Source organism: uncultured Chloroflexus sp. (assembly GCF_937129525.1).
Classification (GTDB): Bacteria; Chloroflexota; Chloroflexia; order Chloroflexales; family Chloroflexaceae; genus Chloroflexus.
The window spans coordinates 1-12,222 of sequence record NZ_CAKZNK010000096.1; the positions used below are offsets into that span (position 1 = coordinate 1).

Genomic DNA, 12,222 nt, shown 5'->3' on the forward strand with positions numbered 1-12,222 from the left:
GAAGAAGGCTTGCGCTTCGCCATCCGCGAGGGTGGTCGCACCGTCGGCGCCGGTGTTGTGACCAAGATCCTTGATTAATGCCTGAGGCCGGATTCGCTAAGCTGCCGGTGGTATTACCGCCGGCAGCTTCAAAGTGAAGGGTATGCAATGGCCGTGGCCAAAGATACAGAGCGTGACATTCAAGAAAACATTCTCGCGCGCACATTTCGTGAAACGCGCAGCGAGTTACGGCAAGTTGTTTGGCCAAGCCGCGAAGAGACGATTCGTCTTACGGTGCTCGTGATTGCGGTGTCACTTGTGATCGGGTTGCTGCTTTTCATTGGTGATACGATCTTCACGTTCCTCTACACGAGCCTTGTGAGCCTCGTCCAGTAGCGGGTTCGCAAATGGGGGCTGCCCATGTCTGAGGAAAAAGATAAAGAGACTGATGATCGGCGCTGGTACGTGATCCATACCTATTCGGGTTACGAAAATAAAGTAAAGCAAAATCTGGAGCATCGCATCGCTTCGATGGAGATGCAAGACCAGATTTTCCGCGTCATCGTGCCAACTGAAGAGGAGATTGAGATCAAAAACGGACAGCGCCGCACGGTCAACAAGAAGATCTATCCCGGTTATGTGCTGGTGCAGATGCGTCTCACCGACGACTCGTGGTATGTGGTGCGCAATACACCGGGAGTAACCAGCTTCGTCGGGAATGGCAATAAGCCGACACCGCTCGAGGATGAAGAGGTGAAGGCTATTTTGCGCCAGATGGAAGGCGAAACTCCCAAAGTGCGCGTCAGCTATCAAAAGGGACAGGCTGTCAAGATTATCGATGGCCCCTTTACCGATTTCGAAGGCATTGTCGATGCGATCGACCACGAGCGTGGTCGGGTGCGCGTGCTGGTCTCGTTCTTCGGTCGTGAAGCGCCGGTCGAGCTTGACTTCCTGCAAGTGACCCGCCTGGTTGAATAACACTGGTTCTTCTGTCCGTGACCTCGCCGGTTGCGCGAGGGAGGGAGGATGAGATGTTGCCTCCCGCTATCGAAGGAGTTGTGTCGTGGCAAAGAAACTTGTCGCAGTCGTAAAACTGCAATTGCCGGCTGGTAAGGCAACGCCAGCGCCGCCTGTTGGTCCGGCGCTCGGTCAGTACGGCATCAATATTATGGCGTTCGTGAAGGAGTACAATGAGAAGTCGGCAGCGCAGGCCGGCAGCATTGTCCCGGTTGAGATTATGATCTACAGCGATCGCTCCTTCACAGCGCGTCTGTTGACTCCGCCTGCCGCCGATTTGTTGCGCAAGGCGGCTGGTATTCAGAAAGGTGCCAGCACCCCCAAGCGCACAACGGTTGGTTCGATCACCCGCGCTCAGTTGCGCCAGATTGCCCAGCAAAAGCTGCCTGATATGAATGCAAATGATATTGAGGCAGCCGAACGGATTATTGCCGGCACTGCGCGCAGTATGGGCATCAAGATCGTTGAATAAGCGTTATAAGCTGGTGGGAGGATTGTCGCGATCCGCCATCACCACCCGGAGTAGTTACTATGCCGAAACACGGAAAAAAGTATCTCGCTGCGCTGGCGAAAGTTGACCGTTCACGTCTGTATTCGCCTGCTGAGGCGCTGGCGTTGGTTAAAGAGACCTCATACGCGAAGTTTGATGCTACCGTCGAAGCGCACCTGCGCCTGGGTATCGATCCGCGCCACGCCGATCAAAATATCCGTACCACTGTTGCTTTGCCTCACGGCACCGGCAAAACGGTGCGCGTGCTTGTCTTCGCGCAAGGTGAAGCAGTGCAGGTTGCGCTTGACGCCGGAGCCGATTATGCCGGTAGCGATGACCTGATCGCCCGGATCGACCGCGAGAATTTCTTCGATTTTGATGTAGCCATCGCCACCCCCGATATGATGGGTAAGGTCGGTCGCATCGGTCGCAAACTCGGTCCACGTGGCTTGATGCCAAACCCCAAGAGTGGTACAATCGTCCCGGCTGCCGATCTGCCTCGCACGATCCGTGAAGTGAAGGGCGGTCGTGTCGAGTTCCGTAACGACAAGACCGGTATTTTGCACGTTGCGATCGGGAAAGTAAGCTTCTCGCCACAACAGCTCGCCGAAAACTTCGTTGCCTTGATGGACGCAGTAAAAGCGGCAAAGCCGAGTGGCGCGAAGGGGACCTATATTCGCAGTGTCACCCTCACCAGCACGATGGGGCCTGGTGTGCCGGTTGACCCACTTGCGGCGCAAAACTTTAAGCCGTAACAACTGAATCTCGCCATTTGCTGCCTGAGACAGCCGGTGAGCAGCGCTCTTAATGGCCCCCGCCGGGCCGCCAGCCGAGGTGGCGTCTGAGGTGTGATAGTAGTAAGCGATTCGTTCGCTCTAGCTATACACGCGCAGTCAATGACTGCGCCGCTCTCGGTCGCCCGGTCTCAGGACACGGGCGGCCTTGCTTTTTGTCTGAGTTTCAACGGAGAGGAGGTGAAATACGATGCCAACACAGCGCAAAGTTGAAACGGTTAAGGAGCTAACCGATAGACTGAGCCGCGCCCAGCTTGTGGTCGTTGCCGATTATCGCGGTAATGGTCGCGGTATGAGCGTGGCTGATATGACCGAGTTGCGCCGCAAGTTGCGCGAGCATGGCGGGGAGGTCGTGGTAGCAAAGAACACGCTCCTGAAAATTGCCGCCAATCATACCGGTCGCGAGGCGCTCGATCCGTTGCTTGCCGGCCCGACTGCGGTGACCTTCGCCTATGACGACGTTTCTAAGGTAGCAAAGGCTCTGCTCGATTATCTCAAGTCGGGCAACAAGAGCTTTACCGTCCGTGGCGCTCTGCTCGGCAAGACCTTGTTGCCGGCTGATGCGCTCGAGCAGGTGACGAAGCTGCCTTCGCGCGAGCAGGCGCTGGCCCAGGTGGTCGGTGGTATCGCGGCGCCGGTTTCGGGTGTGGTCGGTGTCTTGAATGCCGCTATTTCCAACGTGCTCTACGTCTTGCAGGCGCGGATCGATCAGTTGCAGCCGCAGGGCGAGGCGGCGTAAGTGTACTTAATATCGCTTGCGTAACAGTTGTAGATTTTTGGGTTCTGGTTATTCTCATCACGAAGGAGTATAAACGCCATGTCGAAGATTGATACGATTATCGAAATGATCGAGGGTCTCAACGTCCTCGAGCTGGTTGAACTGAAGAAGAAGATGGAAGAGAAGTGGGGCGTGACCGCAGCGGCGCCGGTGATGGCGATGGGCGCGGCGATGCCGGTTGCTGCCGCCGGTGATGGCGCTGCCGCTGCCGCTCCGGTTGAGGAGAAGACTGAGTTTGATGTCATCCTCAAGGAGGCTGGCCCCAACAAGATTCAGGTTATTAAGGTGGTGCGCGAGTTGACCAGCCTCGGCCTCAAGGAGGCGAAGGATCTGGTTGAGGGTGCGCCGAAGCCGGTGCGCGAGGGTGTAAGCAAGGAAGAGGCTGAGGCGGCGAAGGCCAAGTTGACCGAGGTCGGCGCCGTGGTCGAGATTAAGTAAGACCGGTTTCAGCTTGATCTGAGTTGAGAGCGTGGCGTATCGTTATTGGTGCGCCACGCTTTATTGCGTCTTTCAAAAGCTTATCGGTGGGTGGTAGAAGGCATTCGCAGAGACTGGTTTGCCTCCGGTGCTTAAGGCTTGATCATCTGCGTGAGTCAGAGTGGTCAGGATTGTCTGTCGGCTCAGCAGTTATTTTCTGATGAGGAGACGGATCAGGCGATGCGAGCGGATCTGTGACTGCGCTTTCAGAGGTAACAGTTGCTTTCGTCACTCCCGCACCTTTATCTGGCTTTCCTCTGTCAACCTCACTGGAAGATGCGGCTGAGCCATTGTTTGCCGCCAGCGCGCAAATGATTCCAATCGCTTCCAGGGTGCGCAGCTCGCTGTATGAGCGAGCAAAGTAGAATACTGATAGCAGCGCCAGGCTGACCAGAAGTAGTAGCGTTATCAGCAAGCCTTCGTTACTGGTTTCCAATCCCAGGATTTGCAACAGGCTGCGCCAGAGTCCTTCCCAGATTGCGCGAAGATCGTTTTCTGAGAATACGAGCGTTGCCAGGCTCAAGATCCCGATCGCAGCAAGGCCAAACGAAAACGACTGGATTCGTCCGTTGATTCCATCGAGCTTCCAGCGCGCAATTGCCTCAATATCCTGCCACTGTTGGGCTGTCAGGTCAGCAAGCTGCTGGTTGTTCGCAATCCGCCGGGCAGCGTGCCGGGTCATGGCGGTATAGCCGGGGATCAATGCACTCTCAGGACGATCGCGACCGATCGAAGAAAGCACCATAAACAAGAAGCGTGGTATGTTACCACTAATCATCCAAAAAATGCCAAAGATGAACAACCAGCCTGCCAGTGACAGAACTGCCCATACCACATAAACGGTTAACGCTATACTTCTTTCTGCTACACTCAAGATCAGCAAAGCAGGGAATAATGGCAACACGACAATATTATAAATTGCTAAAGAACCCTTCATGCTAAGTTTTCGATAAACGAATCTGTTGATAAGCGAAAGGATGAGTGCCCAGATACCAAAGCCGAGTATTAATAAGATGATCGGTGATGTTCCGGTTACATCGATCTTTAAATCTGCCAGTAATGATTTAAGAGGTTCGTTAACGATGAAAAACCAGCTTACCATCACGAAGAAGAAACTTATGAAGAAATGAGCGGTTGCTGAAGTCCCCGGTTGTCGCAGCTTCTGTTCTGTCTGGCGAATCTGCTCGTCGAAAGAATCCTTCACCGCCTGATGTATGTGCAGGAAGTGATCGAAGGCTGTGTCACGAAATGGTGGCATTATGGCAATTTGAATATGTGATAGTATCGGGTAAGAATGCGAAGAGACCCTTATCTACCGGAAATCCAGAACGTTTATCGGAAAATTCCTGTTTAGGTCTGATTTCCCGATTTAGAGTCTACACGCTTTATAGTTGTATACTATAGCACACTGGCCAGAATGTGGTATAGTACACAACCGATGAAACCAGCAACACCACGTGCCTTTCGCGCTGTCGAGCAATTTAGCGAACTCTATGCTGCGGTTGCGCCAGCGTTGCGCGCGCAGCAAGAACGAGTTCAGGCGTGTCTTCGTTCGGCAATTGATCGTTCAGCCTTAGTTGAGCAAGTTTTGGCGACGCTGCGCGCCCGACCTGGAATCGTTGCGCTTGATGCGCCTCTTGGTACGGGAGCAACGACGCTGCTTTGTCAGCTCGCCACGCGCGCTGATTGGCCGCTCTGGCTGGTGGATGATGATGATGGCAACGGCGCACTCGCTTTTTATGCCCAGATTGCCGCTCTGCGCCGCCCTTCATTGCCATTGATCGATCCGGCAGCTCTCACCGATCCCGCTGCCTGTGAACGGTTACTGGCTGAAATTGCCGATCCTGAACAACCGCTTGTCTTGCTGGTCAGCGCCCCTGATCGTGATCGGCAGCCGTTGCGATCGCTGCCGCTTCCCCTGCCTTTCGATCTGCCTGCCGGTGTCTCTTTGCTGATCCACGGCTCGCTGCCGGTCGAGCCTGATGCAAAACTTTCTCTGCTTGCTGCCGATAGCGCAGTAACCCAAACCCAACTCGCCGTGCTCGAACGGCGTAATTGTCCTCCCGTCTGGCGCGCGCCATTGATCGATGCAGCGCAAGGTAATCTGCTCTACCTGAGTTGGGCTGAACGCTGGTTGCATCTCGGTCTGCTGGACATCGCTCATCTTCCACGCGATCTCGATCATCTGCTTCAGTATTGGTGGCAGAGTCTTAGTCCGGTTGAGCGACGGCTGGCCACGCTTCTGGCGGCTGCCGGTGAACCGTTGCCGGTATCAGTGCTATCGCAGGTGGTTTCCGGACATCCACAGTTGATTCTTGATCGCTGGGAAGAGCAGGGCCTGGTGCATATCAACCTTCGGCGCGTCAGCGATGAAGACGCCTTGCTCCTGGTGCGCTACGCTCATCGCGCCGTCCGTCTGTTCCTGTCCCGTTACGCCACTCACGAGGTTGATGCTGCCCACGGAGAGCTGGCTGAATGGTGCGCTGCACGGTTACGGAATAACTTGCTTGACCCGGCGCAACGATACATGGGACGCCAGTTAGCGCGCCATACGGTGTTGTGCCCGCCTGCCCGTCGTCCTCCCAACTTGCCCACGGCTCAGCCGGTGGCCTGGCTGCGAGAACGCGAGTTGCGTGAAGGACTGGTCGGCGCGTTGCGCGATGCCGGTTGGATGCTGCATGATGCCGCTGCCGGCCCGCCACTGACTCTTGGTCGGATTGCGGCGATTACCGGCACTTTGGCCAGCCGCGCGCGTCAGCTCAGTGGCGAACTGGTGACGGCAGCCTTCTTGACCGCAGTCAAGACCGGTGGGCGTGAGGGGAGTCTGCGCCGCGTCAATACCATTGTCGAGCAGTTGCCCGATGGCGTGCCTAAGGCGGCGGTTTTGCGCCAGCTCGGTGAAGCCTGTTATAGCGTCAATATGCGTAGCGCTGCGATGCGCCTGCTCTCGCGCGCGCTCGATCTCGAGGCGCAACCGGTCTCGCGGGCCTGGCGTGACGCGCGCGATCAGACGATTGAAGCGTTGGCTACGGCATGTCTTGAGGTTGGCGATATTGAGCGGGCATTGGCCTGCGCTGAACTGATCGATCTGCTCGAGCGGCGCGCGCAGGTGCAGACGCTGGTAGTGCGCCGGTTGCTGAGCGATGGGCAGTACGATCAGGCCTGGCGGTTGTCACGCTCCATTTTGCACGAAAATCGGGCAGCCTGGGCGCAGGCTGAAGTGGCAGTGGCGCTGGCGCGGATTGGCGATTCGCGGGGTGAAATGTTGCTCGAAGAGTTGACAGTTGAGACGGCACGGGCATGGGCTGAAATCGAGCTGGCATGCGATCTGGCGTTGCGCAACGAAGATGCGGCGTTGCAACGGATCGCGGCGCTGCCCAGTCAGCATCAGCGCGATCGGGGCCTGGCCCGTCTTGCCCGGGTCTTCGCCCAGGCCGCAAAGGATGGCGATGCACTGGCCGCTGCCGAACGCATCTCTAGCCGGGAATTGCGCGTGACTACGCTGCTTGAGTTGCGAATTCTCCTCCAGGGATTAGTCGCTAATCTGGCTACCGAGCGCGCTACGCGCGAGATCGATGCGCTCCAGGGTGAAGATCGCCCAATCTTGTTGGCAGCGTTAGCGTCGGCGCATGCCGCCATTGGGCGCAAAGATCGCGCTTTGGCGATCGCTCATCAACTGAGCGGCGAAGAGCTGGAGCGCGCGCTCTCACGGGTGGCGGTGGCGTGCGTGCAGGCAGGTGATTATGAAGGCGCGCAGGAAGTGCTGTCCAGGATGACCGATGATGATGAACGCGATTGGGCGCGCGACGAGATTGCCCGGATACTGGCCGGCCTTGGTGATTGGGAAGCGGCGATTGCCCAGGCAGCGGCCATCGTGGCCGATGATCAACGGGCGCGCACGAGCGCTGATCTGGCGATTGCGCGCGCGCGGGCTGGCGATGTAGCCATGGCTGTGACAATGATTCGTTCGATTGAAGTGGCGGCTGAACGGGCGCGGGCGTTGGTGATGGCGGCGCCGCTGCTGGTGGCGGTTGGCCCGACACAGGCTGATCAACTGGCCAATGAATTGTTGACCGGTGAAGCCAGAAGTCGCTACCGCGCTGCGCTCGCGGTAGCGCTGGCCGGTCAGGGTGAACTGGCCGCGGCTGCGACGATTGCGCGTCGTATTCGTCGTCGCAATGAACGGGTGCGGGCTGAACTGGCGATTGTGGCTGCGCTCGACGCAAAACATCCAACCACGCTTAGCCGGTTGGCGGCGACATTGACTCGCGCCGCAATTGGTCGCGAAGAGATGTTTCGCGCGCTCGAACTGGCAGCGCCGATTTTGTTGCGCATTGGGGGCGCGCCACTCCTGGCTGATCTGGCAGCCACCATTGTCGCTGATGATCGCGCTTGATAAGGTCAGGCGCAGCGCTTGCTCTGCGCGCAGCCTGCTCACCCGCAAATAAAGCGCCGCGAACACCCAGAGGAACTCGCGTACCGTTGCTACCTTTCGGTCCTGGCGGGGTTCCGCAAGTATCTGCCGTTCGCGGCACTTAGACATTATACCTCAAAACAGCAATTGCGCAACCCTTGCGTCTACGAACAGGCGTGGTATTATTCCTGACAACAAGTAGTCGCAGGAGGATACATGAGCAACGAAACCACCACCCGCCCCCAAAAGCGTTACGCGCGCATTGCCCCCCTCTACAAGGCAATGATCTGGACATCGTTCATCATGAATGCCGTGCTGCTGGTTGTGTTAGGAATTGTGATCGGTATTCTGGTTATGAACCAGCGTCAGGTGTCCCAGCTTGCTGAAAGCCTGCCGGTCTTTGCCGCCAACAATCTGGCTGAGCTGCAAGATGTGGTTGATCACCTCGAATCGGCTACGATTGTCTACACCGTACCGCTGAGCACACGCCTGCCAATTGAACTGGATGTTCCGATCAATGGCGCCACGATTATGACTGAACGAAACGTGGTGAAGCTCACCGAACCGGTGTCGTTGCAAGCGCCCGCGCAGATCGCGTTTCCCGGCGGTGGTGGGAATCTCAATGCCAGTGTCGCTATTGTCTTGCCTGCTGGCCTTGAATTACCGGTCGATCTGAACATGAACGTAAAACTGGTCACTTCGATTCCGGTAGAGCTTGACGTGCCGGTCAATATCCCTCTGGCCGAAACCGAGTTAGGGCCACAATTTACCCGCCTCGGCGCGATTGTAGACCGGCTGGTTGCGCCAGTTGCGCCGCTGTTGCCAATGCCAGCGACGCCGCCGGATAGCAGCCAGCCGCAATAACCTCAATTGCTTCTACCGTTGGTAAGCGACTGCTGTGTCTTAAGGGTTTTATCTTGAATGCGCCCGCGAGTGACCTGAGTAAAACCGGTTACTCGCAGCTTGTTGCTGGCAGATTGCGCAGAGGTGGTAGCGCTGAATGCGCTGTTTACCTGCCCTCGGAGTCGAGTTGATCGGGGCTGAAACCGTAGGGTAAGCGTTCCGCTGGGGTGGTGAAGCGGCGTTCACTGCTATCGGCGTTGAGCAGAATGATCTGCTGAATGCGACCGCGAGTGACCTGAGTAAAACCGGTCACTCGCAGCTTGTTGCTGACAGATTGCGCAGAGGTGGTAGGGCTGAACGCCCTGCTCACCTTCCCTGTGCCTCAAGTTGATCGGGGCCGAAACCGTAGGGTAAGAGTTCTGCCGGAGTGGTGAAGCGGCGTTCACTGCCATCAGCGTTAAGCAGAATGATCTGCGCGCGCGGCGCCAGTTCAAAAATGACTTGCCGACATGCGCCGCATGGACTGGCTACAGTCGGAGTTGGCGTCACAATGGCCAGAGCCGTCACCGGGCCGGCGGCAGCCATATGAGCGCAGAAGAGCGCCACTCGCTCGGCGCAAATTGTCAATGGATACGAGGCATTTTCGATGTTGGCGCCGCTAAAGATGTGGCCATCGGCAACCATGGCTGCTGCGCCGACTGCAAAGCGTGAGTAGGGCGCATATGCGCGCCGTTGGGCTGCCAGCGCGGCATTGATAAGCTGGTCAAGAGCTACTGGATCCATGCGCTTCCTGGGTGATCGGCAACACAGGTCTTGCAGTTTCCGCCGGTTGCGCCGCTTCCGCTTCCTCCGGTGGCTGGCGAACGATGCGCAGCCGTTCGGCGCGAATACCTTTCAATGATAGCACAGTAATCGTTACGTCACCACAGGTCACTTCATCACCGACGCGCGGAATGCGACCCAACTGCTCGTAGACCAGGCCGCCAATGCGGTCGGCGGTGGTTTCCGGAAATTCCATTTCAAGCAGCTCGGCCACATCGTCAATAGGAACGCGGGCATCAACGATCAACTCTCCTGGCCCGACCTCGACGATTGCCGGCTCTTCGGTGTCGTACTCATCACGGATTTCGCCAACGATCTGCTCGATCAGGTCTTCAAGCGTGACGATTCCCGCTGTGCCGCCATACTCATCGACGACAATTGCCATATGAACGCGGCGCCGTTGCAAATCTTCTAGCAGCGCCGATACCTTCATCGTCACCGGCACAAAATAGGCCGGGCGCAACAGAACGCGGAGCGGCGTATCGCGTCGTCCGTCGCGTAAGACCGGGATCAGATCTTTGACATACAGAATGCCGATCACGTTATCGATCGTCTCTTCGTAGACCGGAATACGTGAGTGACCGCGGGTGATGGCCAGATCAAGCGCGCGATCGAGTGAGCTGTTCACTTCGAGCGCAGCCACGTCTACCCGCGGGATCATAATCTCGCGCACCAGTGTATCGCCAAAATCCATCACCCCCTCGATCATCTCCCGCTCTTCGTGCTCAATCCAGCCGGCTTCTTCACCGGCGCTCATCATCAGGCGCAATTCTTCTTCGGTGACGAGCGGCGCAGGGGGAGCTGGCTTTCCACTCAGCAGCGTGAAGATCGGGCGAGTGATCGCATTGATAATTGCCATCAAAGGCCACAGGATTGTCGCCACAATCACGAGCGGGCGCGCGAGTATGAGTACTGTGGCTTCTGGGTTGCGGTAGGCCAGCGCCTTGGCGATCACTTCACTCAACAGCAGGATTGCGAATAACAGTGTTGCGAGGCCGATAAACAGTGCATTGAAGCCATGCGGCGCAGTAAGCTGAATTGTCAGTGCCGTGACTGTAATGGTAAGCGTGGCATTCAAAAAGATGATGGCTGACTTGATCCGGTACGGCTCGTCGAAAAAGTGCGCAGTGAAACGGCGCGTGCCAAGGCCAGCCGAGCCGAGCAGGGCGCTCAGACGCGGACGGCTGATGGTCATCAAGACCGTATCGGCAGCCGAGGTAATACCGAGAAAGAAGAGGCAGAGGCCAATGCCGATCACTAGCGAACTAGGGCCGGGGTCTTCCAAGCGAATCATCCTCCTTTCCGTGGGAAAGCGCAGCGCGTCGGGTCTGGAATGCGCCCGAAGAGAATCGATCGGGCGCGCGATCCCGCTTTGTCACGAAAAGAGTGCGCTGAGCGAAAGATCTTTGTGGATGCGCATAATTGCTTCGGCAAACAGTGGCGCGACGCTGATCGCGCGCACACGAGCGGCTGCAGCATCAGGCGGCTGGGGAATCGTATTGGTCACAATTGTTTCGACCAGATCTGAGTTGGCGATCAGTTGCAAGGCATTATCGGCAAAGATTCCGTGGGTTGCGCAGGCATACACTGCTCGCGCGCCGCGGGCCAGCAACGTCTGCGCCGCTTCGATCAGCGTGCCGCCGGTTGAGATCATATCATCAACGATGATCGCTGTCTTCCCTTCAACTTCGCCAACCATCTCAATCACTTCGGCAGTATCGGGTTCAAGCCGCTGTTTGGCGATGATAGCCAGACCGGCGCCGATCCGCTCACGGAAACGGTTGGCTCGCCCAACGCCACCGGCATCCGGCGAAACCACTACCGGATTGGGCAGGTTGAGTTCACGAATATAGTCGGCCAGCAATGGCGATGCTTGCAGGTGATCAACCGGAATGTCGAAAAAGCCTTCAATTGCCGGGGCATGCAGATCCATCGTCAGCACGCGGTCAGCGCCGGCGGTGCGGATAAGATTCGCCACCAGCTTGGCGGTAATCGGTTCGCGCCCTGAGGTCTTTTTCTCTTGCTTGGCATAGCCGTAATAGGGAATGACTGCCGTGACCCGGGCCGCCGAAGCTCGCCGGAAGGCGTCAATCATGATCAGCAATTCCATCAGATGGTGATCTACCGGCGTGCAGGTTGGCTGAATGACAAATACATCACAGCCGCGCACATTGTCGTGGATCTTGACCCGCGTTTCGCCGTTTTTGAAGGTGCCGACTAGCGCCCGCCCCAAATTGATGCGCAGGTTGCGGGCAATCTCTTGCGCTAACGCCGGGTTGGCGTTGCCGGTGAAGATAAGCAGGCGACCGTCCATGTCTCAATCATTCTTTCCTGAATAGAAACGCGCAGCGAGCATGCTCACTGCGCACCTGTCAATTGGTCGAGCCAATTACTCTGACCGCCATGGCTGAAAATAGATTATACGGGTTCAGTCGTTTCATTGCCTGTGGCACAGTGCTGAATGTGGCTGCCGGGCTAGGACTCGAACCTAGACTAACGGATCCAAAGTCCGCTGTGCTACCATTACACCACCCGGCATCACGTTGGGTATTATACCATAAGCCTGAACGCGCATTGTCAACAACTGCTACCGATCGCCTGTGCTACA

The 12,222-nt window shown here is 57.0% G+C and carries 14 protein-coding genes, 1 tRNA gene and 1 other RNA gene; 9 read left to right on the top strand and 7 right to left on the bottom strand.

The features are described from left to right. The 7 genes from Q0650_RS12305 to rplL all read left to right on the top strand — a co-directional run. On the top strand, positions 1-78 hold a 78-nt coding region (locus Q0650_RS12305; RefSeq protein ID WP_156525324.1), incomplete at its 5' end, for a hypothetical protein. 69 nt (positions 79-147) lie between these two features. Continuing rightward, positions 148-375 carry a preprotein translocase subunit SecE gene (gene secE, locus Q0650_RS12310; protein WP_298819381.1) on the top strand — a complete coding sequence of 76 codons (228 nt, stop codon included), beginning with the start codon at positions 148-150 and terminating at the stop codon, positions 373-375. 24 nt (positions 376-399) lie between these two features. Beyond that, entirely contained in the window at positions 400-957 is a 558-nt protein-coding gene (gene nusG, locus Q0650_RS12315) for a transcription termination/antitermination protein NusG (RefSeq protein WP_298819383.1), read from the top strand. An 85-nt stretch (positions 958-1,042) separates the two neighbouring features. Then, positions 1,043-1,468 carry a 50S ribosomal protein L11 gene (gene rplK / locus Q0650_RS12320; protein ID WP_298819385.1) on the top strand — a complete coding sequence of 142 codons (426 nt, stop codon included), beginning with the start codon at positions 1,043-1,045 and terminating at the stop codon, positions 1,466-1,468. Positions 1,469-1,527: 59 nt separating this feature from the next. Continuing rightward, positions 1,528-2,241, top strand: coding sequence for a 50S ribosomal protein L1 (gene rplA, locus Q0650_RS12325; protein WP_298819387.1), 714 nt, complete (start codon positions 1,528-1,530; stop codon positions 2,239-2,241). 229 nt (positions 2,242-2,470) lie between these two features. Next, positions 2,471-3,019, top strand: coding sequence for a 50S ribosomal protein L10 (gene rplJ, locus Q0650_RS12330; RefSeq protein ID WP_298819389.1), 549 nt, complete (start codon positions 2,471-2,473; stop codon positions 3,017-3,019). Between the two features lie 78 nt (positions 3,020-3,097). Continuing rightward, positions 3,098-3,496 carry a 50S ribosomal protein L7/L12 gene (gene rplL, locus Q0650_RS12335; protein ID WP_298819391.1) on the top strand — a complete coding sequence of 133 codons (399 nt, stop codon included), beginning with the start codon at positions 3,098-3,100 and terminating at the stop codon, positions 3,494-3,496. A gap of 142 nt (positions 3,497-3,638) precedes the next feature. Here rplL and Q0650_RS12340 read toward each other — a convergent pair whose 3' ends face one another. Next, positions 3,639-4,793 carry a Yip1 family protein gene (locus Q0650_RS12340; RefSeq protein WP_298819393.1) on the bottom strand — a complete coding sequence of 385 codons (1,155 nt, stop codon included), beginning with the start codon at positions 4,791-4,793 and terminating at the stop codon, positions 3,639-3,641. A gap of 180 nt (positions 4,794-4,973) precedes the next feature. Here Q0650_RS12340 and Q0650_RS12345 point away from each other — a divergent pair, with 180 nt between their 5' ends. Continuing rightward, entirely contained in the window at positions 4,974-7,931 is a 2,958-nt protein-coding gene (locus Q0650_RS12345; protein WP_298819395.1) for a hypothetical protein, read from the top strand. A gap of 46 nt (positions 7,932-7,977) precedes the next feature. Here Q0650_RS12345 and ffs read toward each other — a convergent pair. Beyond that, an RNA gene (ffs, locus tag Q0650_RS12350) (signal recognition particle sRNA small type) lies at positions 7,978-8,074 on the bottom strand. 91 nt (positions 8,075-8,165) lie between these two features. On the opposite strand from ffs, the gene Q0650_RS12355 reads away from it, so the two are divergent. Further along, positions 8,166-8,813 (top strand): hypothetical protein, encoded by a 648-nt coding sequence (locus Q0650_RS12355; protein ID WP_298819397.1) that lies wholly within the window; start codon positions 8,166-8,168, stop codon positions 8,811-8,813. 145 nt (positions 8,814-8,958) lie between these two features. On the opposite strand, the gene Q0650_RS12360 is transcribed toward Q0650_RS12355, so the two are convergent. From Q0650_RS12360 to Q0650_RS12380, 5 genes are all read right to left on the bottom strand, one after another. Next, positions 8,959-9,162: a hypothetical protein gene (locus tag Q0650_RS12360; RefSeq protein WP_298819399.1), complete on the bottom strand. Its 204-nt coding sequence runs from the start codon at positions 9,160-9,162 to the stop codon at positions 8,959-8,961. Further along, entirely contained in the window at positions 9,159-9,575 is a 417-nt protein-coding gene (gene cdd / locus Q0650_RS12365; RefSeq protein WP_298819401.1) for a cytidine deaminase, read from the bottom strand. Before cdd ends, Q0650_RS12360 begins: the two co-directional genes overlap by 4 nt. After that, complete coding sequence (locus Q0650_RS12370) at positions 9,556-10,908, bottom strand: hemolysin family protein (protein WP_298819403.1); 1,353 nt, start codon at positions 10,906-10,908, stop codon at positions 9,556-9,558. Before Q0650_RS12370 ends, cdd begins: the two co-directional genes overlap by 20 nt. 81 nt (positions 10,909-10,989) lie before the next feature. After that, on the bottom strand, positions 10,990-11,928 hold the full coding sequence (locus tag Q0650_RS12375) for a ribose-phosphate pyrophosphokinase (protein WP_298819404.1): 939 nt from the start codon (positions 11,926-11,928) through the stop codon (positions 10,990-10,992). A 150-nt stretch (positions 11,929-12,078) separates the two neighbouring features. Then, positions 12,079-12,152 (bottom strand) — tRNA-Gln (locus tag Q0650_RS12380). Positions 12,153-12,222: the final 70 nt, after the last annotated feature.

Excerpts from the sequence above, each read along its gene's own strand:
- cdd (WP_298819401.1), bottom strand. The coding sequence starts at position 9,575 with ATGGATCCAGTAGCTCTTGACCAGCTTATCAATGCCGCGCTGGCAGCC.
- Q0650_RS12340 (WP_298819393.1), bottom strand. The coding sequence starts at position 4,793 with ATGCCACCATTTCGTGACACAGCCTTCGATCACTTCCTGCACATACAT.
- secE (WP_298819381.1), top strand. The coding sequence starts at position 148 with ATGGCCGTGGCCAAAGATACAGAGCGTGACATTCAAGAAAACATTCTC.
- Q0650_RS12345 (WP_298819395.1), top strand. The coding sequence starts at position 4,974 with ATGAAACCAGCAACACCACGTGCCTTTCGCGCTGTCGAGCAATTTAGC.
- Q0650_RS12370 (WP_298819403.1), bottom strand. The coding sequence starts at position 10,908 with ATGATTCGCTTGGAAGACCCCGGCCCTAGTTCGCTAGTGATCGGCATT.
- nusG (WP_298819383.1), top strand. The coding sequence starts at position 400 with ATGTCTGAGGAAAAAGATAAAGAGACTGATGATCGGCGCTGGTACGTG.
- rplA (WP_298819387.1), top strand. The coding sequence starts at position 1,528 with ATGCCGAAACACGGAAAAAAGTATCTCGCTGCGCTGGCGAAAGTTGAC.
- Q0650_RS12355 (WP_298819397.1), top strand. The coding sequence starts at position 8,166 with ATGAGCAACGAAACCACCACCCGCCCCCAAAAGCGTTACGCGCGCATT.
- Q0650_RS12375 (WP_298819404.1), bottom strand. The coding sequence starts at position 11,928 with ATGGACGGTCGCCTGCTTATCTTCACCGGCAACGCCAACCCGGCGTTA.
- rplJ (WP_298819389.1), top strand. The coding sequence starts at position 2,471 with ATGCCAACACAGCGCAAAGTTGAAACGGTTAAGGAGCTAACCGATAGA.
- rplL (WP_298819391.1), top strand. The coding sequence starts at position 3,098 with ATGTCGAAGATTGATACGATTATCGAAATGATCGAGGGTCTCAACGTC.